18 protein-coding genes and 4 pseudogenes are annotated in these 22524 nt (G+C 61.3%); 15 read left to right on the top strand and 7 right to left on the bottom strand.

Features of this window, described 5'->3' with window-relative positions:
* Window positions 1-285: 285 nt before the first annotated feature.
* Both OMP38_RS03525 and OMP38_RS03520 read right to left on the bottom strand, forming a co-directional pair.
* Entirely contained in the window at window positions 286-2304 is a 2019-nt protein-coding gene (locus OMP38_RS03525) for a glycosyl hydrolase family 2 protein (RefSeq protein ID WP_277563905.1), read from the bottom strand.
* A gap of 159 nt (window positions 2305-2463) precedes the next feature.
* Window positions 2464-2619, bottom strand: coding sequence for a hypothetical protein (locus tag OMP38_RS03520; RefSeq protein ID WP_277563904.1), 156 nt, complete (start codon window positions 2617-2619; stop codon window positions 2464-2466).
* A 127-nt stretch (window positions 2620-2746) separates the two neighbouring features.
* Between OMP38_RS03520 and OMP38_RS03515 the strand changes: the two genes are divergently transcribed.
* The 7 genes from OMP38_RS03515 (at window position 2747) to OMP38_RS03485 (ending at window position 10245) form a co-directional block, all read left to right on the top strand.
* Window positions 2747-3406, top strand: a complete 660-nt coding sequence (locus OMP38_RS03515) for a helix-turn-helix transcriptional regulator (protein ID WP_277563903.1) — start codon at window positions 2747-2749, stop codon at window positions 3404-3406.
* Between the two features lie 811 nt (window positions 3407-4217).
* Window positions 4218-5261: an SPFH domain-containing protein gene (locus tag OMP38_RS03510; RefSeq protein ID WP_277563902.1), complete on the top strand. Its 1044-nt coding sequence runs from the start codon at window positions 4218-4220 to the stop codon at window positions 5259-5261.
* 3 nt (window positions 5262-5264) lie between these two features.
* Entirely contained in the window at window positions 5265-6245 is a 981-nt protein-coding gene (locus tag OMP38_RS03505) for a diacylglycerol kinase catalytic domain-containing protein (RefSeq protein ID WP_277563901.1), read from the top strand.
* Window positions 6246-6332: 87 nt separating this feature from the next.
* On the top strand, window positions 6333-7247 hold the full coding sequence (locus OMP38_RS03500; RefSeq protein WP_277563900.1) for a Crp/Fnr family transcriptional regulator: 915 nt from the start codon (window positions 6333-6335) through the stop codon (window positions 7245-7247).
* Between the two features lie 98 nt (window positions 7248-7345).
* Window positions 7346-8425: a D-alanyl-D-alanine carboxypeptidase family protein gene (locus OMP38_RS03495; protein WP_277563899.1), complete on the top strand. Its 1080-nt coding sequence runs from the start codon at window positions 7346-7348 to the stop codon at window positions 8423-8425.
* A gap of 40 nt (window positions 8426-8465) precedes the next feature.
* Window positions 8466-9164, top strand: coding sequence for a response regulator transcription factor (locus OMP38_RS03490; RefSeq protein ID WP_277563898.1), 699 nt, complete (start codon window positions 8466-8468; stop codon window positions 9162-9164).
* Window positions 9157-10245: a HAMP domain-containing sensor histidine kinase gene (locus OMP38_RS03485; RefSeq protein WP_277563897.1), complete on the top strand. Its 1089-nt coding sequence runs from the start codon at window positions 9157-9159 to the stop codon at window positions 10243-10245. Before OMP38_RS03490 ends, OMP38_RS03485 begins: the two co-directional genes overlap by 8 nt.
* A 66-nt stretch (window positions 10246-10311) precedes the next feature.
* On the opposite strand, the gene OMP38_RS03480 is transcribed toward OMP38_RS03485, so the two are convergent.
* The 3 genes and pseudogenes from OMP38_RS03480 to OMP38_RS03470 all read right to left on the bottom strand — a co-directional run bounded on the left by OMP38_RS03480 (window position 10312) and on the right by OMP38_RS03470 (window position 12342).
* Window positions 10312-10596, bottom strand: a complete 285-nt coding sequence (locus tag OMP38_RS03480) for a TIGR03943 family putative permease subunit (RefSeq protein ID WP_338130468.1) — start codon at window positions 10594-10596, stop codon at window positions 10312-10314.
* Between the two features lie 239 nt (window positions 10597-10835).
* Window positions 10836-11201: pseudogene (locus tag OMP38_RS03475) on the bottom strand (DUF1980 domain-containing protein); the annotation flags it as partial.
* A gap of 25 nt (window positions 11202-11226) precedes the next feature.
* The gene (locus OMP38_RS03470; protein WP_277563896.1) at window positions 11227-12342 is read right to left on the bottom strand and encodes a permease; all 1116 of its coding nucleotides are present in this window, start codon (window positions 12340-12342) and stop codon (window positions 11227-11229) included.
* Window positions 12343-12595: 253 nt separating this feature from the next.
* Here OMP38_RS03470 and OMP38_RS03465 point away from each other — a divergent pair, with 253 nt between their 5' ends.
* The gene (locus OMP38_RS03465; RefSeq protein ID WP_277563895.1) at window positions 12596-13552 is read left to right on the top strand and encodes a metal ABC transporter substrate-binding protein; all 957 of its coding nucleotides are present in this window, start codon (window positions 12596-12598) and stop codon (window positions 13550-13552) included.
* A gap of 263 nt (window positions 13553-13815) precedes the next feature.
* Here the strand turns inward: OMP38_RS03465 and OMP38_RS03460 are convergent, their stop codons facing one another.
* Window positions 13816-14001, bottom strand: a complete 186-nt coding sequence (locus OMP38_RS03460) for a hypothetical protein (protein ID WP_277563894.1) — start codon at window positions 13999-14001, stop codon at window positions 13816-13818.
* Between the two features lie 18 nt (window positions 14002-14019).
* Window positions 14020-14514 (bottom strand): hypothetical protein, encoded by a 495-nt coding sequence (locus OMP38_RS03455; RefSeq protein ID WP_277563893.1) that lies wholly within the window; start codon window positions 14512-14514, stop codon window positions 14020-14022.
* A gap of 265 nt (window positions 14515-14779) precedes the next feature.
* Here OMP38_RS03455 and OMP38_RS03450 point away from each other — a divergent pair, with 265 nt between their 5' ends.
* The 7 genes and pseudogenes from OMP38_RS03450 (at window position 14780) to efeB (ending at window position 22488) form a co-directional block, all read left to right on the top strand.
* Window positions 14780-15739 carry a metal ABC transporter solute-binding protein, Zn/Mn family gene (locus OMP38_RS03450; RefSeq protein WP_277563892.1) on the top strand — a complete coding sequence of 320 codons (960 nt, stop codon included), beginning with the start codon at window positions 14780-14782 and terminating at the stop codon, window positions 15737-15739.
* A 1-nt stretch (window position 15740) separates the two neighbouring features.
* Window positions 15741-16478 (top strand): metal ABC transporter ATP-binding protein, encoded by a 738-nt coding sequence (locus OMP38_RS03445; RefSeq protein ID WP_277563891.1) that lies wholly within the window; start codon window positions 15741-15743, stop codon window positions 16476-16478.
* Window positions 16475-17366: pseudogene (locus tag OMP38_RS03440) on the top strand (metal ABC transporter permease); the annotation flags it as partial. The gene OMP38_RS03445 and the pseudogene OMP38_RS03440, both read left to right, overlap by 4 nt.
* A 30-nt stretch (window positions 17367-17396) precedes the next feature.
* Window positions 17397-18300: pseudogene (locus tag OMP38_RS03435) on the top strand (metal ABC transporter permease).
* A 174-nt stretch (window positions 18301-18474) separates the two neighbouring features.
* Window positions 18475-19956, top strand: a complete 1482-nt coding sequence (locus OMP38_RS03430) for an FTR1 family iron permease (RefSeq protein WP_277563890.1) — start codon at window positions 18475-18477, stop codon at window positions 19954-19956.
* 51 nt (window positions 19957-20007) lie between these two features.
* Window positions 20008-21225: an iron uptake system protein EfeO gene (gene efeO, locus OMP38_RS03425; protein WP_277563889.1), complete on the top strand. Its 1218-nt coding sequence runs from the start codon at window positions 20008-20010 to the stop codon at window positions 21223-21225.
* 23 nt (window positions 21226-21248) lie between these two features.
* Window positions 21249-22488: pseudogene (efeB, locus tag OMP38_RS03420) on the top strand (iron uptake transporter deferrochelatase/peroxidase subunit).
* The last annotated feature ends 36 nt before the right edge of the window (window positions 22489-22524 follow it).

Genomic DNA, 22524 nt, shown 5'->3' with positions numbered 1-22524 from the left:
CGGGCGTCGCTCCTTTCCAACGCCGCCGGCGCCTCCTCGTAGACGCGCAGCAGCAGCGACCCCGACGCGTTCAGCGCCAGGTCGAGCGTCAGACTGCCGGCGTCGTCCGGCGACAGGTCGAGCGCCGTCGCCGAGCCGTCCAGCGGATTCCACAGCTCGGCCCGCCGGCCGCGCAGCTTCGCCGTGCCTTCGAAGCGGGTGCTTCGCGAGTTGGCGAAGAAGTAAAAGGCCGAGCCGTCTCCCAGCTCGCGGCGCAGATGCGCGATCCCGCTCGGCGCCGCCGCCTCATCGCAGGCAAGTCGAAGGCGCGGCGCGGCGAATGCCGACAGCAGCGCGAGCTGGCCGGCCGCGGACGCCGCCGGATGCCAGCCGGGAAGGCGGGCAAGCGCCGCCGCTTCCTCGCTGCGAGCGCCGTCCACCCGATCCGGAGCTCGGTCCGCGGCGATCACGGTGCCGCCGCCTTCCAGGAAGCGGCGCAGCAGCGCGACGGTCGAAGCCTTCATGTGCGTCATCGCCGCAGGTACGATGACGACCTCGTAGCGGCATTGTCCGACGCGCAGACCGGCCCCCCTCGGCGGAAGCGTGGCCCGCCATGATGTATTCGTCGCACAGATCGTAGTCCCATTGACCGTCGGACAGCGACTGCACGAGCGCCAGCATGTCGACGATGCCCTGCTGGTAGAGCGCATCGCCTTCGACCGCTTCGGCCGTCGCGACGAAGCTGGACGTCGTCGGGTTGAGCAGGGCGATCCGGTTGACCGTCCGGCCCTGGGATAGCGCATAAGAGAGCCGGCCGAAGTAGTCGTTCTGCCGCGCATATTCGTCCCACCATGGCTGGCGCCAATCGAACGATTGGGGATGGTCCCTTTTTCTCGCGCCGACGATCGTGCCGTAGGTCAGATGCTGGTTGAGGAAATTGATGCCGTGCACGTACAGCCAGTCGCCGATCCGCTTGTAATCCTCGAACGTCGAGTCCCAGCCGCCGGCGCCGTAGGCCTCGCACAGCACGCGCTCCCTGCCGAATTGGTTGGCGGCGCTGTGCGCCTCGCGCACGGTCAGCAGGGCGGCGGGATCGTTGTGCGCGCCTTGCGCACACTGCGCCTCGTTTGGCGGCATAAACGGCAAAAAGGCGGAGCCGGGGCCGGCGGCATCGGCGCGGAGAAGCTTGGTCTCCAGCATGTCGATGGCCGGCCAGTGCATGAATTCGTAGAGCGACATGACGGCAGGGGACGTGCGGTGAAACGGATGGGGCCATTGATGCTCGATATAGTGCCCCGTGTAGGCGATGCCGTTCGCTTCGCACCACTGCGAGATCGGGCGCACCGAGTTGTTCACCCACAGCTCGCGGATCGTCTCGAAATAATCGAAGCGCACTTTGGCCGCATCGACGGCGGGCGTCGTCTCGAAGGCGATCGCGGCATCGCGGAATAGAAAAGGCAAATAGTCGCGCAGGTCGTAGCCGTTGCGGCGCTCGAACTCGCCCGCGAACCAGAAGCTGAACGGCAGCGGCGAGCCGTGCTCAAACAGATTTCCCGGCGAGATCTCCGGCTCGTCGGTGAACAAAGCGGGGATCTGCGCGCCGAACCGGTCGCCGAAGCGCTCGCGGTACGCTTCATGCGTGACGGCGAGGAAGCGCGCCGTCACCTCCGGCCGCAGCAGGTCCGCATACGCGAAGCCGCCGAGCCAGTTGTTGGTCATCGGCGTGCCGAGCTCGAATACCCAGAATCGGTCGCCGTGCGTCTGCCACTGCGTCATCGGGAGCAGCGTGACGTCGCGGACGATCTCCCAGGCAGGCGACCGGTCGGGCGTCTCCCGCACGGCGAACGCTTTGATCGGGTGACCGGGGCGGTTCAGCATCGGCGAGGCGTTTGCGAGTTTGCGCGCGACTTCGTCCGCCCCGTATTCGTTGAACAGCACGGAATTCGCGAGGCAGTCGGGCAGCTCCGACGGGACATGCCCGCCCGCGAAGCCGGAGGGATACGAATTTTCGTCGTAAATGTACAGCTTGAGTCCGAGCCGGGAAGCCTCCTCCAGCGCGTCGCCCCAGCGTTCGAACCACGCGTCCGACAAATATTCGGTCACGAGGCCGGGACGGGGGTGGACGAAGGCGCCGCCGAAGCCGTGCGATGCGAGCTCGCGCAACTGGAAGCGGATCGACTCGGGCTCCATGTCGTCGTTCCATACCCAGAGCGGGGCGGGGCGGTAGATGGCGGCGGGAGCGGCGAAGCACGACAGGTGCTTGTCGGCAGGATCGGCCGAAGCGGTCATATGGGCAGATGTGGCAGATGCGACAGGCTTTCGCATGCGGACGCAACCTCCTTGGCTATGTTCCAGCCCAGTTTAACCGGCGGTTTGCCGGCTGTCTTTGCAGCCGTGCCGGGAATGAGGTGCACTTTTGACAGGCGATGCTTTATAATACGCCCATAACGGGAAGGGGCGATGCGGATGCAAACGACAGAGGGCTTACGGCCGATCAAGCTGGCGTCGATCCGGCCGATCGTACACTTCGCCGAACGCGCCGCGCATGACCGGATATTCGTCTGGGGTCCGCGCGTCAACCCCGACTGCCAGCTGCTTTTCGTGCTGTTCGGACGCGCGGAGCTGACGCTCGGCCCGCATCGCTATTCGCTGTCTCCGGGCAGCTGCGCCTTTTTACGGCAGCGGCAGTCCGCACCGCATCGAGACGGCGGCGAACGCGCCGGCGGGCTTCTACAGCATCCATTTCGACTGGGATGGCGATGCGCCGGTGTCCGTGCATCCGGCGTCGGCGATTCGCGCATGCGCCGGGCCGGAGCGGGAGGCGCCGCCCGTCGAATACCGGATCGACGCCGGCGGCGGACGTTCGCCGCTTGTACTGGCAAACGTGCTGCATGCGCCCGAGCTCGAACCGCTTTTCCGGCCGATCGTCGACGAATACCGGGAGCAGCGTCCCGGCTGCGAAGCCGCGATGCGCGGCGGCATGACCGCGCTGCTGGTCGCGCTTGTAAGGCGGCAGCTGCAGGAGCGCCCCGATCCGTCCGCGCGGCGGATCGAGCCTGCGCTTGCGGCGATCGCCCGCGAGCCCGCGCGCAGCTGGTCGAGCCGGGAGCTGGCGCAGCTGTGCGGCTACCATCCGACGTATTTTGCCGAGATTTTCAGGGAAGCGACGGGACTGAGCCCCAAGGCGTATGCGATGCGGGAGCGCATCGCGTGCGCCAAGCGGCTGCTTCTGACGGGGGAGCGGATTACCGAGATCGCGGAGTCGCTCGGCTACGGCGACGTCCATTATTTCTCGCGGAGCTTCCGAGAAGCGACGGGGCTGACCCCGTCGGCGTTCCGTCTTCGGCCCGAGCCCGAGTCCGAGTCCGTGCGCGAGCCCGAGCCCGAGCAGCAGGCGAAGGCGCGGCATGAAAAGACCGGACCGTGAAGGCCCGGCCCGGTAGTCGGAAGACGCAAAAAACTCTCACTTTGCGCGCGTGTGACGGTCTTTGGTTTAGGCGGCTTTCGATATAGCCTCTTCGGCGAATCGGAAGCCTTTTTTCACCGGTTCAGAACGTATACAAGCAACGCTTATGAGATGCGCGGCGCTGCTTTTGGAGGAAGACATGGTTGAGAAGCGGGAGATAAGTGTTGAAAAGCAGTTAATCGGCGCGCTGATCCGGACTTTGGTGGGAATAAGTGTTCAACCGCAATTATTTTGCTCAAAACCGGGTCGAAACGTTCGAATGCTAGAAATGAATTGCGTTTCGACACTTATTTGCCCAAGGATGTTGCGATCACGGGAAATAACTGCTTTTCAACCGTTATTTGAATAGCGTTGTCGTGCCATCGAACCGCTCAGCCAGACCGCTCCTGAGTGTTTGTCGCGATTAGTCGTGCATGCCAGGCGTTCGGGAGCGATTGGCTGGCCGCCGATCGCACGCGAGGCTGCTGCAAAAGACCGTCAGGTCGTGCCTCTCGGCACCTCGCGCAGCTCCCCCGTGCGAGGTGAGGCGGCGCCTGTCGGCTGTCAACCTCACGTCCTTCCCTCTTCCTTCCCTGACGGCTTTTTTGTAGCAAGAAAAATGGAGAAATCGGAAGGAAATGCGAGCGGGCGTCCGCGATTCATACCTTTTTTGCTCAGCCGTACGGCCTAAGGGACGTAGAGCGCGAATAAGAACGGTTGAGCAGTACTGTCATTTTAAATTATCATAATGATATTATCAAAATGACTATAATAATAAATGGAGGCGTTCGCCATGTTCGGAATCCGATTCGTCAAATTCCAGCCCAGCGAGTACGTGATGAAGGTACAGAACGGCAAGGTCGTCAAGGAAGGGCTAGGATTGTCCTTTTACTATTACGCGCCGGTCACGACGGCCGTGGTCATGCCGGTGTCCTCGATCGAAGCGCCGTTCATGTTCGAGGAGATTACCCGCGACTTCCAGAGCGTGACGGTTCAGGGGCAGCTGACCTTCCGGATCGCGGACTTCCGCCAAACGTCCCGCATGCTGGATTACACGTTCAATTTGCGGAAAAAAACGTATTTGTCCGACGATCCCGCCAAGCTTGGACAACGGGTCATCGGTCTGGTGAAAGTATTGGTGAAGAGACATCTCGAACGGATGCCGCTGCGCGAAGCGATTCAATCCGGCGATCGCCTGGCGGCCTCGATCGGACAGGAGTTGGACGCGAGCCCCGAGCTTGCGAAGCTCGGAATCGAAGCGATGGGCGCCGCGATATTGGCCGTGCTGCCGAACAAGGAGACGCTGCGGGCGCTGGAGGCGCAGGCGCGAGAGGAGATCTTGCGTCGAGCCGACGAGGCGTTGTACGAGCGGCGCAACGCGTCGATCGAGCAGGAGCGGATCGTAAGGGAAAACGAGCTGAGCACGGAGATCGCGGTCGAGGCCAAGAAGAAGCAAATCCGGGAGAGCCAGCTGGCGGCGGAGCGTCTCGTTCAGCAGAAGCGCAACGAGATGCAGCAGGAGCAGCTGCGGTTCGACACGGACTACGAGGAGGAGCGGAAGGCGCTGCTCGAGCTCGCTGTCGGCAACAGGCGATCGGAGGCCGACGCCAAAGCGTATGAGCTGACGGCCGTCATGCGCGCGCTTGGCGGCGCGGACAATCAAGTGCTGCAATCTCTGACGCGCGCAGGCATGAATCCGGGCCAGCTGATCGCCGTCGCCTTCCAGGACCTGGCCGGTCAGGCGGACAGAATCGGGCAGCTGAATATTTCCCCGGATCTGCTCCAGGGCCTGCTGCAAGGCGACGCGGCGAAGACGGCGGTCAGGAAGGAGCGGTGATCCATGAATGGCGCAAGCGGGATTCGACTGGTGCTGGTTAAGCGGCGTACGCGTCTGGAAGAGCTGGTGGCGCGGTATAATACCGTTCGGCAGGCGCAGTTCGTCATTGAGTCGATGGGCGAGGATTTCTCCGACTACCTGCGCGAGGATGAAGCGTACCGCAAGGCGCTCTCCCGGACACAGCAATCGCTCGGCGAAATGGGCATCGTGCAGCTGCTGGACAGGGCGCACGTTCCCAATTATTTGTTCGGTCCTTCCGATACGGTCGTGGCGCTGGGGCAGGACGGCCTGGTGGCGGGAACGCTGAAGTATCTGGACGGCCAGCCGCTGATCGGCGTCAATCCGGACCCGATGCGCTGGGACGGCGTTCTGCTGCCTTTTCAAGTGGACGATCTGCCCAAGATCGTACCGGAGACCGCTGCGGGACGTCGGAGGGTCCGCGAGGTGACGCTGGCAAAGGCGGCGCTGAACGACGGACAGTCGTTATACGCCGTGAACGACTTCTACATCGGACGGAGGACGCATGTATCGGCACGCTACCGCATCGCTTCGGGAGGCAAGGCGGAGCAGCAATCGTCGAGCGGCATCATCGTATCGACCGGCGTAGGCTCCACGGGGTGGTTGAAAAGCGTGCTGGCGGGCGCGTCGGGTATTGCTAGGCAGGCGGGCTTCGTCGGTACCGGGGAGACGATTGTCCCGGGTAGCGGGAGACATGATCGCAACACGGATGCAGACGCGGAGCGGTTGGAGTGGGAGAGCGACTGGCTTCGTTTCGCGGTCCGCGAGCCGTTCCCGAGCCGTACGACGGGAGTCGAGCTCGTGTATGGCCGCATCGAGAACGGTCAAGCGCTTGAGGTCGTATCGCAGATGCCCGAAGGCGGCGTCATCTTCAGCGACGGCGTCGAAGAGGATTACCTGGCGTTCAGGTCGGGGCTTCGGGCAACGATCGGCGTGGCGGAGAAGAAGGGGCGTTTGGTCGTGTAGGCTGCGCATGCACGATTCCCAGGGATTAACCTTTCGAACGCATTCACCGATAAAAGGGCTAAATGAATCCTTTGAGGTGAGTCGGGCATGGCGTTGTTTTTGGTCAATCATGTGCAGGCCGGCATGAAGGTCGGCATCGATATATTTTCGGACAGCGGGATCAAGCTGCTGGCGAAGGGAACGGCGATCACCGCGCAGCACATTCAAATGCTGCAGAGCCACAAGATTCGGGAGATCGACATCGACGGGGAAGCGCCGGGCGGAGAGCTCCGGGCGGACAAAGCACGTCAGCTCGACCCCGCCCGGCAGGCCAATGAGGAAAAAGCGAAGCTGCGTCAGCTGATGAAGCATATTCCGCTCTTCTCGAGTCTGGCTCCCGAGCATATCGGGCTGCTGGCCGACCGGATGGAAAAGCGGGAGCAGGACGCCCAGACGATTTTATTTCGGGAAAACGATCCGGGCGATTCGTTTTTTATCGTCCTGTCGGGCACGGTCAAGATCTACAGGACGAGTCCGGAGGGCGACGAGAAAATATTGGCCGTATTCAATGCGGGGGACAGCTTCGGCGAGCTGTCGCTGATCGACGGCAAGCCGCGTTCCGCCACGGCGCAGACGCTCGAAAATACGGAACTGGTCGTGATGTCCAGGGCGCACTTCCTGGACATGCTGAAAACCCACTTCGATCTGAATCTCGTCATCATGGCCGAGATCGTCCAGCGCATGCGCGACACGAACGATCAGGTGTCCGACCTGATGTTCTTCGATGTCAGGACGAGGGTCATCAAGAGCCTGGTCAAGCTCGCGAACCGGTTCGGCGAACGGAGCGACCATACGATCGTCGTTCAGATGCCGCTTGACCGGCACGAGCTGTCTCAAATGGCGGGCGTAAAGATCAAGGAGCTGAACGAGGTGCTGTACGACCTGGAAGACCGTCAGCTCGTGAAGATGTACGCAAACTACTTCGAGCTGAATCTCATCAAGCTGCGCTCGCTGCTTCGTTGACTCAGGCCGGAATTTAAGAAATATTTAATGTTCGTCCTCCGATTTGTTTAAATTCTTTGTCCTATTCTGTATTCCGGGAATAGGAGGGGATGTAAGAAATGAAATCGCGACTGCTGCTTCTTCTGCTCATCGCCGGATTCGTCTGCGCGGCCATCGAACACAAAGCCGATCTCGTCCGCGCGGCGGACGAGATCCTGGGCCATCCGCCCAAGACGCAGACGGAGCAATCCGGCGCGGCGGACGCCCGCTCGGCCCCGGATGCTGCGCCGGCAGGTACCGCGGCGGACGCGGCCGGGAACTCCGCCGGGCCATCCGCCGAGTTCGCGCAGGCCGAAGACGATACGACGCCGGACGAGGATGACCCGGCCGCGAACGACGGTCTGCGACTCGCCGCCGACAGCCTGCACAGCACCCATGCCATCCTCGTCCGCCTGGACGACGGACGGGTGCTGATGGACAAAAAGATGGAGGATCGCGTATACCCCGCCTCGCTTACGAAGATCATGACGGCGATTCTCGCCATCGAGCGCATCCCCGACCTGAAGAAGACCGTAAAACTCGAGCCGGACATGTTCGAGACGCTGCGGCAGCAGAACGCCTCGATGGCAGGCTTCCTGCCCGGCGAGCGGGTGAGCGCGATCGACCTGCTGTACGGCGCGATGCTCCCTTCGGGCGCGGACGCCAGCGTCGGGCTCGCGACGCGCGTCGCCGGCTCGGAGCCGAAGTTCGCGAAGCTCATGAACGGCAAGGCTAAGTCGATCGGCATGACCGACACGCACTTCGTCAACGCGACGGGACTGCACGATCCCGATCACTATACGACGGTCAAGGATCTCTCCGTATTGCTCGCCTATGCGCTCAAGAACGAGACGTTCCGCCAGGTGTTCACCGCCTCGCGCCATTTGACGGCGCCCACGGACCTGCATCCGGACGGCATCAGGCTGCGAAGCTCGATGTTTAAAGAGCTTGGGGAGTCGGGCCTCGCCGGCGAAGAGATCGCGGGCGGCAAGACGGGCTACACCGAAAAGGCGGGACTATGCCTCGCCAGCCTGGGCCGTCTGAACGGCAAAGAGTATATACTCGTCACGACCGGCGCCAAGGGAGACCGCAAAACGACGGAGGCGTACGACATCGCGGACGCGGTTCGCGTTTATAGCGAATTAGGCAACGCGCCGTGACATTCGTTACAATGGGAATTGTGAAGGAGCGCGATAGGACATGAACCCCGTCACCATATTGATCGCGGACGACGAAAAGGAAATCGCCGACCTCATCTCGCTGCATTTGCAAAAGGAAGGCTATAAGCTCCTGCTCGCGCACGACGGCAAAGAAGCGGTTCGGGCGATCGAAACGCAGGCCGTCGATCTCGCGGTGCTCGATATCATGATGCCCGAACTCGACGGGTTCGAGGTCGTGAGGCAGATCCGCGAGCGGCACCGGCTGCCCGTCCTGTTCGTGAGCGCCAAGACATCGGACTTCGACAAGATCTCGGGCCTCGTCATCGGGGCGGACGATTATATGACCAAGCCGTTTAATCCGATGGAGCTGGTCGCGCGGGTGCAAGCCTTGCTGCGGCGGTCCACGCGGCTCAATCCGGCGAGGGCGGACGAGCCCGTCACGATCGAGTCCGGCGGACTCGCGATCGTTCCGGACCAGCGGCGCGTCACCATCTACGGCGAACCGATCGAGCTGACGCCGAAGGAATTCGATATTTTGTGCCTGCTCGCGAGCCACCCCCGCAAGGTGTTCGGCGTGGAGCAGATTTTCCAGCAGGTGTGGGGCGAAGCTTACTACGAGGTCGGCAACAATACGGTCATGGTCCACATTCGGACGCTGCGCAAGAAGCTCGGCGAAGACAACAACAAGGACAAATGGATCAAGACGATCTGGGGAGTGGGATACACTTTTAATGGCTAGCGGCATCAGTTTCAGGTCCAAGATGATCCTGCTGCTCGGACTCAGCTTGCTGACGTCCTTCCTCATTACCTATCTCGTCTACCGGGTATTGCAATCCTACTATCACCGGAATGCGTATCACGGCGATTCTTTGAATGCGTTCCGCAATATTATGGGCACCATCGGCGACGTCAACGTGTTTCTGATCATATTTATCCCGCTGTCGGTGCTGTTTTTTTTCTTGTATACGAAGCCCTACGCCACGTACTTCAACCGGATATCCAGCGGCATTCACCGGCTGGCCGTCGGCGATTTCGACACGCCGGTCCGCATTTCCTCGCAGGACGAATTCCAGACCATCGCGGAGGATATCAACATGGCGAGCGACAAGCTGCGTCAGGCGATCGCGCGCGGCGACTTCGCGGAGACGAGCAAGGATCAGCTGGTGCTCAACCTCGCGCACGACCTTCGCACGCCGCTCACCTCCGTTATCGGTTATCTCAACTACATGCTGCAGGCCGAAAATCTGTCCGACGATCAGGTCCGGCATTTTACGTCGATCGCCTATACGAAATCCCAAAGGTTAGAGAAGCTGATCGACGAGCTGTTCGAGATTACGCGAATGAATTACGGCATGCTGCCGGTCAAGCGCGAGCCGATCAATCTCGGCGAGCTGCTCGTCCAACTCGGCGAAGAACTGTATCCGATTTTCGAGAAGAACGGGCTGACGCTTCGCTCGGAAGTGATCCCAGACCTGAATATCCAGGGAGACGGCGAGCTCCTCGCGCGGGTGTTCGAAAATTTGCTCAGCAACGCCGCGCGCTACGGAGCCGACGGCCGGTACATCGACGTTCGGGGCGAATGGGACGGCCAGGAGGCGGTCATACGGGTCGACAATTACGGGGATCGCATTCCCGAAGCGGAGCTGCCTCATTTATTCGAGATGTTCTTCACCGGCGACCGTGCGCGGGTGCAGCGGGAGGGCGGCACGGGCATCGGTCTTTATATTGTCAAAAACATCGTAGAGCGCCACGACGGCACGGTGGAAGCGGAGAGCGACGCGGTGTTGACGCGGTTTACGGTGCGGCTTCCAAAGGCGTAAGCGGCGGCACCGTTACGCATGAGGCAAGGCAGTCAAAGAAACTGCATTCGCAGCTCCAAGGCCTCTTTATACGCCGAAGTCCATATCCGGATACACGTACGGGTCCTTCGACGGTTCGATCTCGGTTGCGTCATCAGCTTGAAGCATGAGCACTTCGACGCCGTCGACCGTCGTCTTGGCCAGCATGCCGGAGACAGTCATCCACTTATCGTTCGCATACTTCGCCGCATCCGGCGATTCGACGACGATGCCGTACGGGATCGCGTCGGCCGCGCAGCACTGAACCGCGAACCTGCCGAGCACGAATTCACCTTCTCCGATCGAATCGTCCCGATAGACGAAGCCCGATATCGAAGCGCGCCGTCCCGTGAACGAGTCCGGAAAAAAGAAAGCGTCGTCAGCGTTTCAAGATAGCGACGGTCCGCAATCTCGATCTCGGGTTCGGCGTAGAGCGTTTTGCCGTAATCCGCATACGGCTTGGTGAGCGAATCGTGCGGGAATAACCGGTCCAGCTCTGCGTCCGATGCCGGCGGTTCGGGGGTGGCTTGATTCGGGGGCGCGACGTTGACGCCGCTCAGCTTCATGCCCTTCTGCGCGGCCATCGCGCTGCCGATCGTCGTGTCGGGCGTCAGAAAAAACAAGGCGAGCGGCAAGGCGAACAAGACGCCGGCGCGAAGCTGGCGCAGCCAGGAGCCCGCCGGCGCGTGACCGCAAGCATCCCCGCAGCCGGACGAACGTTCGCCGTCCCATGCTTTCAGCGACCGATACACGAGCGTGGCGGCGATCAAGCAGAGTCCGACCGCAGCATACTTCGTGTACGGGGTCATGCGCGGCGAGATATACAGACTAAGGCTGCCGATCGCGGACAGCCTGGCGATATAGAGTCCGATGCCGGCCAAGACGACGGCTCGTGTCAGATGACGGGCGATCAAGCTGTAATTCGGTCGCTCGTTCATGTTTATGCATCCCCTTTTTCTGGTATCAGCCTGCCGCGTTGCGAAGCCACCAGCCGGCCAGCAGCGACAGCGCGAGGACGGCCGCAGTCACGAGCAGGAGGAGACGCAGCACGAAGCGGGCTTTGAAGGCGGACAGCAGCATCAGCGTATTTTTAAAGTCGACCATCGGACCGTATACGAGGAAGGCGAGCAGCGCGCTTGCGGGAAAGACGCCGTTGAACGATGCGGCGACGAACGCGTCCGACGTCGAGCAGAGCGAGATGACATAGGCATAGCCCATCATGAGCAAATGAGAACCGAAGACGCCGCCGCCAAGCGCGAGCAGCTCTTCGCGTCCGACAAAGGTCTGGATCAGCGCGGTCAGGAACGCGCCGAGCATCAGATATTTGCCCATTTCGAAAAATTCGTCGGCCGCATGCGCGCAAAAGGAGAGAAAGCGGGACGACGGTGCGAGACTTGAAGCGCGATGGGCGTGCGCTGAGTTCGCTTGAGGATGGCTGCCTGCGTGGAGGCGGCTGTCCGCGAAAGGAGGGCCGTTTGCGGGTAGATGGCTGCCAGCCTGAGGATGACTGCCCGTGTCGGCCTTCAGCGGGTAGGCGGTCCTGCCGCTAAACCGATACAGCAGCAGGCCGACGGCAGCCGCGGCGGCGAAGCCGAGCGCGGTTCGGTACAGCGCCATCTCCGGCGCGGAGCGAAAGGCGCTGAAGGTCGCGAGTACCGTGACCGGATTGACGATAGGCGCCGCCAGGATGTAGGTCGTGCCGACATAGGCCGGCATGCCTTTGCGCAGCAGCCTGCGCACGACCGGGATCATGCCGCACTCGCACACGGGCAGTGCGATGCCGAGCAGGCAGGCGCAGAGTACGCCGAGCAGAGGATTGCGCGGGATGAGACGGGCGAGCGCCGCCTCGGATACGAACGATTGCAGCACCGACGAGACGAGGACGCCGAGCAGCATGAAGGGGAGGGCCTCCAGAAATAGGCTGACGAACACCGTTTTGACCGAGTGCCACTGATCCGCGCCGAAGACGGGCGAGTCGAACGGCCAAGACCATTGCCGCCCCGATGCTACGAAATAGAGCAGCGTCAACATCAACGACGCCGATAGCGTCAAAGTCCACTTATTAGCCGCATTCGTCACGCATTTTCACCTCGTTCAAGGAATCGCGATTGCTCCTATTAATTTATGCGAGCGTTTGTTTGAAAGAACCTGCGCTGCTAGTTTTCTAGATTAATAGTTGACGGCCGGCTGTGAGAGAGCGAATTTTTTACCTTGCGTTTTTTAAACGTAATAATTACAATATAGAAGCAAGTGGAAGCATTATACATAGCAAGTCGTTTTTTTACTCTTATTATCGTAATAATTACGAATAAAAGAAACGGGGATGGCACACATGAAAAAGAACTTGAAGAAAACGCTGGCGATATCCGCGAGCCTGGCGCTGCTGCTGGCGGCTTGCGGCAAAAGTGAACCAAATGAAGCAAACGAAGCGGGCGCCAAACTGAGCGTCGTGACGACCTTTTATCCGATGTACGAATTCAGCAGACAGGTCGCGGGCGATCTCGCGAACGTCGTCGCGTTGATCCCGGCCGGGGCGGAGCCGCACGATTGGGAGCCGAGCGCGCAGGATATGGCGAAGGTAAAGGATGCGGACGTGTTCGTCTACAACGGGATCGTCGAAGGCTGGGTCGATGCGGCGCTTTCGAGCGCGCCCAGCGACAAGCGCGTCGTCGTGCGGGCGAGCGAAGGATTGACGACGCTGGAGGGCGCGGCGGAAGAAGAGGGAGAAGAGGCGCACGAACACGGCCATGCGGAAGGCGAACATGCGGAGGATCCGCACGTATGGCTCGATCCGGGATTGGCGCAGCGGGAGGTGGCCGCCATCGAAGCGGCGTTCGGGCAGGCGGACCCGGCGAACAAGGATACGTACAAAAAGAACGCCGATGCCTATATCGCCGAGTTGAAGGCGTTGGACGAGGCTTACCGGGAAGGGCTGAACGACGTAAAGACGAAGCAGTTCGTCACGCAGCATGCGGCCTTCGGTTACCTGGCGCATGCCTACGGCCTGGAGCAGGTGCCGATCGCCGGGCTGTCGCCCGAGCAGGAGCCTTCTCCCGGCAAGATGGCCGAGATCGTGGAGTTCGCGAAGGCGCATCAGGTCAAGACGATTTTTTTCGAGACGTTAGTCGATCCCCAGGTCGCGCGTACCGTAGCGGATGAGATCGGGGCGAAGACGGACGTGCTGAATCCGCTGGAGGGCCTGACGGACGAGGAGAAGAAAGTGGGGCTCGATTATATCGGCATCATGAAAAAGAACCTCGAGGCATTGGTGAAGGCATTGAACGCGTAGAGGAAGTTTATATCGCACGGCAGCAAAAAAGGGCTGGAGCAGATTTGGAATCTGCTTCAGCCCTTTTGTTGTTTTGGCGATCCGATTGAGCGGGGGGGAGGGCGGGGCGCTCGAACCGCTGCTGTTGCCGTTTCCGCACGCACCGCCGCCCGAAAGCGCCGTTGCACGGAAAAACCGTGTAACTCCGCCAGCACCGCCGCGCTGAAGCGATGTTACACGGTAAAACCGTGTAACTCCGCCAGCACCGCCGCGCTGAAGCGATGTTACACGGAAAAACCGTGTAACTCGGCCAGAATCGCCGCGCTGAAGCGCCGTTGCACGGTAAAACCGTGTAACTCGGCCAGAACCGTCGCGCTGAAGCGCCGTTGCACGGAAAAACCGTGTAACTCGGCCAGAACCGCCGCGCTGATGCGCCGTTGCACGGAAAAACCGTGTAACTCGGTCAGCACCGCCGCGCTGAAGCGATGTTACACGGAAAAACCGTGTAACTCGGCCAGAACCGCCGCGCTGATGCGCCGTTGCACGGAAAAACCGTGTAACTCGGCCAGAACCGCCGCGCTGATGCGCCGTTGCACGGTAAAACCGTGTAACTCGGCCAGAACCGCCGCGCTGATGCGCCGTTGCACGGAAAAACCGTGTAACTCGGCCAGAACCGCCGCGCTGATGCGCCGTTGCACGGTAAAACCGTGTAACTCGGCCAGAACCGTCGCGCTGAAGCGCCGTTGCACGGAAAAACCGTGTAACTCGGCCAGAACCGCCGCGCTGATGCGCCGTTGCACGGTAAAACCGTGTAACTCGGCCAGAACCGTCGCGCTGAAGCGCCGTTGCACGGAAAAACCGTGTAACTCGGCCAGAACCGCCGCGCTGAAGCGCCGTTGCACGGAAAAACCGTGTAACTCGGCCAGAACCGTCGCGCTGAAGCGCCGTTGCACGGAAAAACCGTGTAACTCGGCCGCAACCATCGCCGTGTGCCGTTGCACATTGTCACAAGCAAGCGAGAAAAGCGCGTCTTCAGCGGCAGCGGATGCAGCAATGAGCCCTTTAGGCTCGGAAAGCGACGGTTATTCCGGACAATCCGCCCAAAAAAAGGATTGACAGATTGCCCTAGGGTAATTATTTTGTAGTTAACAACAAAAGTTTCCCAAAGGAAACAAAATTGTTGTCGTACAAGTGTTTCACGCGCAAGTGTTTGCCGCAGGAGGAACGACCAATATGGGGAGGACCGGAATGCTGACCAAACAGCTGGAAAGAGTGGTACTCGTATTTCTGTTTTTAGCGATTTTAGTCTGTGTCAACACCGCTTGCGCGAGCGGCGGAAAGCAGGCAGACGAAGGCGGCCAGACAGGCAAAATCCGGATCGTCGCGACGATCGCGCAAATCGCGGAGCCGCTCGCCGTCATCGGCGGAGACAGGGTGGCGGTCGACAGCCTGATGGGACCGGGCGTGGATCCGCATCTGTACGCGGCGACGCAAGGAGACATCAAGAAACTGCAGAGCGGCGATATCGTGTTTTACAGCGGGCTCCATCTTGAAGCGAACATGGTTAAGGTATTCGAGCAGATCGGCAAGGAGCGGCCGGTGCTGGCCATCGGGGAGACGCTGCCGAAGGAGCGGCTGCTGAAAGATCCGAAGGGCGCGACCGACCCGCACATTTGGTTCGACATCGACTTGTGGAAGCAGGCGTTAGGCGCGGCAACGGAAGAAATGAAGAAGTATTCTGCGGGCGACGCAGCGTACTTCGAGACGAATAAGATCGCCTACTTCAAGCAGCTCGACGAGTTGAAGGCGGAAGCGCTGGAAAAGCTGGAGCGCATTCCGGAGGAGCGGCGGGTGCTCGTCACCGCGCACGACGCCTTTGGTTACTTTGGGCGACTGCTCGGGCTTCAGGTCGTCGGCCTCCAGGGACTCAGCACCGAAGACGAGATCGGGCTGTCCGACATCGAGGATACGATCGACCTGCTGGTGGAGCGCGGCGTGCCTGCCGTTTTCGTAGAGAGCAGCATCAATCCCGCTTCCATCGAAGCGGTCATCGAAGGAGCGAAGAAGCGTGGTCTCCAGGTTCGGCTCGGCGGTCAACTGTATTCGGACGCGATGGGCGACGGCGGCACGGCGGAAGGCACCTACCTGGGCATGTACCGGCACAACGTGAACACGATCGGCGAGGCGCTGGCCTCGAAGGAGGGTTAATATGGCTGCAGTACTCGAGGTGACGGATCTGAATGCTTCATATCGGAAAAACGCGGTGCTGGAACGCGTGACGTTCAAGATCAAGCCGGGTACGCTGACGGCGATCGTCGGACCGAACGGCGCGGGCAAGTCTACGCTGCTCAAGACGCTGCTGGATCAGCATCCGCGGCTTTCCGGCGACGTTGCTTTTTTCGGCGAGGCCTTCCGGAGGGTCAAGCCGCGTATCGGCTACGTGCCGCAGCGCGGATCGGTGGACTGGGACTTCCCGACCGACGCGCTGGACGTCGTCACGATGGGATTGTACGGCAAGATCGGATGGCTTCGCCGCCCCGGCCGGACGCACAAAGAACAGGCGATGCGCGCGCTATCCGAGATGGGCATGGCCGATTATGCGGGGCGGCAGATCAGCCAGCTCTCCGGCAGCCAGCAGCAGCGGGTATTCCTTGCGCGGGCGCTCGCGCAGGATGCCGATCTCTACATGCTCGACGAGCCGCTGGCAGGCGTTGACGCCGTCAGGGAGCGGGTGATTATGGATACGCTGCAGCGCCTCAAGCGGCAAGGCAAGACGGTAATGGTCGTCCACCACGACCTGCAGACGGTAGAGGATTACTTCGACCGCGTCCTGTTGCTGAACCGGACCGTCGTCGCGCACGGCACGACGGCGGAAGTTTTTACGCGGGAGCGGCTCAGCGCGGCGTATGGCGGCATGCTCCGGTGGCTGGAGGGAAAATCCGGATGAACACGCTGCTCTCGCACAACGCGCAGTGGGTGCTCCTCAGCACGCTGATCCTCGGGATGGCGGCAGGGATGATAGGCAGCTTCGCGTATTGGAAGCGGCAGAGCCTTATGAGCGACGCCTTGTCGCATGCCGCGCTGCCCGGCGTCATCGTGGGGTTTGTGCTGATGGGCACCAAAAATCTGCCCGTCATGATCGCGGGCGCCGCGGCCAGCGCGCTGCTCGGGGCGCTCCTGATCGACTGGATCCGCTCGTCCACCCGCATCAAGGAGGACGCCGCGATGGGCATCGTGCTGTCCGTCTTTTTCGGTCTCGGCATCATGCTGCTGACCTTCGTGAACCGGACGGCGGGCGGCAGCCAGAGCGGCCTCGACAGCTTCATATTCGGGCAGGCGGCTTCGATGGTCGGCGACGACGTCAGGCTGATGGCAGGGACCGCCGGGGTCGTCCTGCTCGTCGCGCTGCTCGGATACAAGGAGTGGAAGTTGTTCCTGTTCGACCCTGCCTACGCGGCCGGCCTCGGGTTGTCCGTTCGCCTGATGAACGCTGTCTACCTGGCCGTGCTGGTGCTCGTCATCGTTCGTCGGCATCCAAGCAGCGGGCGTCGTGCTGATGGCGGCCCTGCTGATCATTCCCGCCGTCAGCGCCCGTTACTGGACGCATTCGTTCAAGTGGACGGTCGCGCTCGCGGCCGCGTTCGGCGGGAGCGCCGGCGCGGCGGGGACGCTGCTCAGCGCAGCGGGTGCCGGCTGGCCGACAGGGCCGTTCATCGTGCTCGCGGCGTCCGCTACTTTTATGGTATCGCTATTTTTCGGCGCGAGCAAAGGCTTGATCGTCCTCTATATCGGACAGCGAGCGAGCAGGAGGCGGTTGACGTCTCAAACGGTCGGCCCGGTCGCGGCGCGCGAGGGGGGCGGGACGATGAGCTACTCCGGCTGGATTCTCCTGACCGCTTCGCTCGTCGGCGTATCCTGCGGCTTGATCGGCGTGCTGTTTATCCTGCGCCGCATGGCGATGATGGCCGACGCAATCAGCCATACGGTGCTGCTCGGCATCGTCGTGGCCTACATGGCGACCCGCGAGCTGAGCGGCGCGCATATGCTGATCGGCGCGGTGTGCGCCGGCTTGCTGACCGCCGTGCTGGTGCAATGGTTTCAATCCCGCGGCGTACAGCAGGAGGCTTCGATCGGCATCGTATTCACGACGTTGTTCGCGGTCGGCGTCGTATTGATCGCCACGCAGGTCGGCAACGCGCACCTTGACGTGAAGCATACGCTGATGGGCGAGATTACCTTTATCCCTTGGGAAACGGCGGCGCTCCCGCTCGTCGGCGAAGTGCCGGAGGCGGTGGCGATGCTCGCGCTCGTGCTCGCGATCGCTGTCGCCGCGATCGTCGCCTTTTACAAGGAATGGAAGATCACCTCGTTCGACCCCCGCGCTTGCCGCGAGCCTGGGCATTCCCGCCGTGCTCATGCACTACGCGTTCATGTCGCTCGTGTCGGTGACGACGGTCGCATCGTTCGACGCGGTCGGCGCGATCATGGTCGTCGCGATGCTCATCACGCCGGCCTCCGCGGCTTATCTGTGGACCGACCGCCTGTCCGTGATGCTGGCGCTGGGCGCCGCGTTCGGCGCGATGTCCGCCTGGATCGGCTACGGGATCGCGACTTGGCTGGACACGTCGATCTCGGGCTCGATGGCGTTCGCGACGGGCCTTCTGTTCGCGGCGAGCTTTCTCGGATCCCCGCGGTACGGCGCGCTCTCGCGGCTCCGGAAAGGGCGTTCGGAAAGCCGCGTTCGAGCGGCATCCGACAGCGCGGACTGACGCTGCGCGACGATAAAGACGATACGGCTGAGAGATGTCAATAAAATGACGCATCTCAGCCGTTTTCTTTTATATAAATGCATTGACACCCAAAATGAACGCTCCTATAATGCTTAATATTGAGAATCATTTTCAAGTGGAACGGATTAAGGCGCGTGGAGGCGACGATTTACATTGAATGAGCATAGATGGTCTTCCGCAAAAACGATCTTCGCGACGCTCGTGCTGCTTGCCATGCTCGCCTGGTCGATCGCTCCCGTCGCTTCCGCGGCGGCCGAGCCGTCTCATGCGGACGAGGCGGCCTTGCAGGCAGGAGCGTTAGTCTCGCACTTGGATGCAGGCGATGCCGATGGCGCTGCCCAAGACCTGGCTGCGATCAAAAAGTGGTGGGCGAAAGACAAAAACGAAGTCAAGCGCCAATCGCTCGATCTGGCGCTTGAGATCGACGGGCAGATCGCGGCCCTCTCGCTCGCGATGCTGAGCGGCAAGCCGGACGAAGCATCGTCGCAGGCCGGCAATCTCAGGTTTTCGGTCGCCAATCTGCGCGACGGCGCCTTCGCCGACAACGACGGAAATAGCCGGATGACGCTGTCCGCCTACATCCTTAAGCTTCGCGAGGCCGGGGACCTGGCCAAGCGTCAGCAATGGGACGAGGCGGGATTAAGCGTCAAACAGCTGCAGCAGCAGTGGCTGTCCGTCGAAGGCGACGTGGTGAGCCAATCGCAGCGCGTTTACAACGATACCGAACGCGACCTGGTGATGCTGGACGGCTACTTGAGCAATCCGGATCAAAGAAAGCTTGCGGCGCCGATCATCGGCCGGTTGGTCGAGGGGCTGGCGCCCCTCGCCGATGCCCAATACTCGTGGTGGGACGCGGCGCTCATTCCGATCCGCGAAGGGATGGAGGGGCTGCTGGTCGTCGGCGCGCTGCTCATGTACGCCAAGCGAGCGGGCTCCAAGCCGGCAAGGCGCTGGGTCGTCGGCGGCTCCGTCACGGGACTGTTGGCCAGTATATGCGCGGGGTTCGCGGTCGTCCTGCTGCTGTCTTCGAGCGCCTTCGGGCACAACAACCTGCTGATTAACGGCTGGACGGGCGTGTGCGCCAGCGTGATGCTGCTATACGTCAGCTATTGGCTGCACCGCCATTCGGACGCCAAGCGCTTCAACCGGCTGCTCGCGCAGCGGAGCACGCGCGCGCTCTCGGGCGGGCATATGTTTTCGCTCGCGCTGCTCTCTTTTTTCGCGATCGTCCGCGAAGGGCTCGAGACGGTCATCTTCCTGATCGGCATGGCCAGCAAGATGCCCGCGACGGAGCTCGCCGCCGGCATCGCCGCCGGATTGCTGGTCCTGGCTGTCGCGGCTGCGATTATTGTCAAGGCCGGCTCGAGGCTGCCGATCCGTCCTTTCTTTCTGGGGTCCAGCGTGATCGTGTTTTATCTTTGCTTCAAATTCATGGGCTCCGGCATCCACAGCCTTCAGATGGCCGGGGTGCTGCCGTCCACGGTGAACGAAGCGCTGCCCGATTTTACGACGCTCAGCCTGTATCCTTCCTGGTACAGCACGTTGCCGCAGCTCGTTTTCCTGGCTTGCGGCTGCACCGCGGCCGTATGGTCCTTGCTGAGGAGCAGGCGCCGTCGCGCCGTTTCGCTTTCCTGAGTTTCAAAACCTTATTTTGCGCATAGCGCTAGAGGATCGGAGATCGCTATAATGATGAAGAAAACGTCCATTGGCATTGTTACTATCGCAGGCATGCTGGCCTTATCCGCGTGCAACGGCGGATCGAACAACGAAGGCGCATCCCCGTCCGCATCGTCGTCAGCTTCGTCCTCCGCTTCGTCCTCGGCGACAGCCGCCTCCCCCGTCTCGTCCTCGGCAAGCGCCGACGGATCCAGCGCGATACAGACGGGTACGGCTCAATTGCTGGATCAAACGAATCAGCTGCAGGGCCTCATCGAAAAGAAAGACGCGGAAGGCGTCAAAACCCTCGGCAAGACGATCAACGAGACCTGGCTGTCGTTCGAAAACGCCGTGCGCCAAACGTTTCCGCTCGAGTATACGGACGTTGAAAAATACGAGATGCCGATCTTTTCCGCATCGGCTTACGACAAGATCGATTTCGACGCGCTTAAGGCCAATGCGGACGGCTTGGCCGGCGCGCTGGCGAAGCTGCAAAACGCCAAGCCGTCGACGGCGAGCGCTTCCGAGCTGCTGAAGGAAGCCGTCAAAAAGTATCAGCAATACGTCGTCGACCAGACGAACAAGCTGACCGACCAGACCCAAGCCTTCGTGGATGCCGTCAAGGCAGGCAATGTCGACGCGGCCAAGGCCGAGTACGTGAAGGCGCGCGTCTATTACGAGACCATCGAACCGATCGCCGAGAGCTTCGGCGAACTGGATCCGAAGATCGACGCCCGTCTGGCCGATGTGGACGATCCAAGCGCCTGGACCGGCTTCCACGAGATCGAGAAGGCGCTTTGGGTCGACAACTCGCTGGCTGGCCAGGACAAATTCGCCGATCAGCTCATCGCCGACGTGAAGGCGCTGCAGGCCGAGGTTCAGAAGCTCGAGCTTGATCCGAAAACGGTCGTCGCCGGCGCGATGGAGCTGCTGAACGAAGCGGCGACCTCTAAGATTACCGGCGAAGAAGAGCTATATTCGCACATCGATCTCGTCGATCTTGCGGCTAACGTCGACGGCTCGAAGACGGTCTATCTGTCGATCATCCCGGCGCTGAACGAGAGCAACGTCGAACTGGCCGACAAGCTCGACCAAGCATTCCAGGAGATGGAAAAGGCGCTGTCCGGCTTTATCAAGGACGGTCAGTACGTCGCTTATACCGAACTGACGACGGATCAGATCCGCGAGATAAGCGACCGCCTCAGCGCGCTGTCCGAACTGATGTCGCAAACCGCCGCCATCCTCTAAATAACGGAGGGAGCTCGAACTTAATGATGGAACCGAACCGGACAGGCATGACGCGCAAGGATTTTCTGAAGCTGTCGGCCACCGTCGGTGCAGGAATCGCGATCGGAGCCTCCGGCATCGGCGCCATTCTTGGCATTCCCAAGCCGCAAGCGGAACGATCGAAGGCTTCGGCCCAATCGGAAGAAGACATGATCCCGCTGTACGACGACCACCAGCCGGGCATCGTCACGCCGCAGCAGACTTATTTGTACCTGGCAGCGTTCGACATTACCACCGGCAGCAAAAAAAGACCTGATCGCGATGCTCAAGGACTGGACGAGGTTCTGCGATCTCAGCGCGAAGGGCGGCACGATGAGCCTGGGCGACAACCCGCTCGTGCCGCCTACCGATACGGGCGAAACGCTCGAGCTGCCGCCCTCCAGATTGACGGTCACGCTCGGCTTCGGCCCTTCGTTTTTCATCAAAGACGGCGTCGACCGCTTCGGCATCGCTCAAACGATGCCGCTGCATCTGAAGGATATTCCCCGCATGGCGCGCGAAAATATCGATCCGGGCATCTCGGGCGGGGACGTGTGCCTGCAAATTTGCGCGGACGATCAGCAGGTCGCCTTCCACGCGGTACGCAACCTGATCCGGCTGTCGACCGGCCGCGCCTCGCTCAAGTGGATGCAGGAAGGCTTCGCCAGCGGAACGCCGGGCAAGACGCCGCGCAATTTGTTCGGCTTCAAGGACGGCACGGCGAATCAGCTGCACGACTCGGCGCAGGGCTACGACGAGGTCGTATGGGCGGGAGCCGACGAGCCCGCATGGATGCGCGGCGGGTCCTATATGGCATATCGCAAGATTCAAATGAAGCTGGAGAGCTGGGACCGAACGTCGCTCTCCGACCAGGAAGCGACGTTTGGCAGAAGCAAAGTATCGGGCGCTGCATTCGGCGCCAAGGGCGAATTCGACGCGGTCGACGCCGCCAAGCTGCCGGAGCATTCGCACGTTAGGCTGGCCAAAGATTCCAAGCAGCAGATTCACCGGCGCGCGTATTCCTATACGGATAAAGTGGACCCGCGGACAGGCAACGTCGATGCAGGATTGCTGTTCATCAGCTATCAGCGCGATCCTGACCGGCAGTTCGTGCCGATGCTCCGCATGATGCAGAACAAAGACGCTTTAAACGCCTATGTTTCTCATATCGCCAGCGCGATGTTCGCCTGCCCTTCAGGCTTGCAGCCCGGACAATATTTCGGACAGCGCATCCTTGAGAGCTAGCCCGCCATTCGGCGGGCATTTTTTTATTGGAGAGGG

The sequence above is a fragment of the Cohnella ginsengisoli genome (assembly GCF_029525555.1).
GTDB lineage: Bacteria > Bacillota > Bacilli > Paenibacillales > Paenibacillaceae > Cohnella > Cohnella ginsengisoli.
The sequence above is the reverse complement of the archived record's forward strand: the minus strand, read 5'-3'. Positions and strand labels throughout refer to the sequence as shown.

Coding starts and splice junctions, on each gene's coding strand:
- OMP38_RS03525 (WP_277563905.1), bottom strand. CDS start 2,304: ATGCGAAAGCCTGTCGCATCTGCCACATCTGCCCATATGACCGCTTCG.
- OMP38_RS03520 (WP_277563904.1), bottom strand. CDS start 2,619: ATGCGGGCCGAGCGTCAGCTCCGCGCGTCCGAACAGCACGAAAAGCAG.
- OMP38_RS03510 (WP_277563902.1), top strand. CDS start 4,218: ATGTTCGGAATCCGATTCGTCAAATTCCAGCCCAGCGAGTACGTGATG.
- OMP38_RS03505 (WP_277563901.1), top strand. CDS start 5,265: ATGAATGGCGCAAGCGGGATTCGACTGGTGCTGGTTAAGCGGCGTACG.
- OMP38_RS03500 (WP_277563900.1), top strand. CDS start 6,333: ATGGCGTTGTTTTTGGTCAATCATGTGCAGGCCGGCATGAAGGTCGGC.
- OMP38_RS03495 (WP_277563899.1), top strand. CDS start 7,346: ATGAAATCGCGACTGCTGCTTCTTCTGCTCATCGCCGGATTCGTCTGC.
- OMP38_RS03490 (WP_277563898.1), top strand. CDS start 8,466: ATGAACCCCGTCACCATATTGATCGCGGACGACGAAAAGGAAATCGCC.
- OMP38_RS03485 (WP_277563897.1), top strand. CDS start 9,157: ATGGCTAGCGGCATCAGTTTCAGGTCCAAGATGATCCTGCTGCTCGGA.
- OMP38_RS03465 (WP_277563895.1), top strand. CDS start 12,596: ATGAAAAAGAACTTGAAGAAAACGCTGGCGATATCCGCGAGCCTGGCG.
- OMP38_RS03455 (WP_277563893.1), bottom strand. CDS start 14,514: ATGGTTGCGGCCGAGTTACACGGTTTTTCCGTGCAACGGCGCTTCAGC.
- OMP38_RS03450 (WP_277563892.1), top strand. CDS start 14,780: ATGCTGACCAAACAGCTGGAAAGAGTGGTACTCGTATTTCTGTTTTTA.
- OMP38_RS03445 (WP_277563891.1), top strand. CDS start 15,741: ATGGCTGCAGTACTCGAGGTGACGGATCTGAATGCTTCATATCGGAAA.
- efeO (WP_277563889.1), top strand. CDS start 20,008: ATGATGAAGAAAACGTCCATTGGCATTGTTACTATCGCAGGCATGCTG.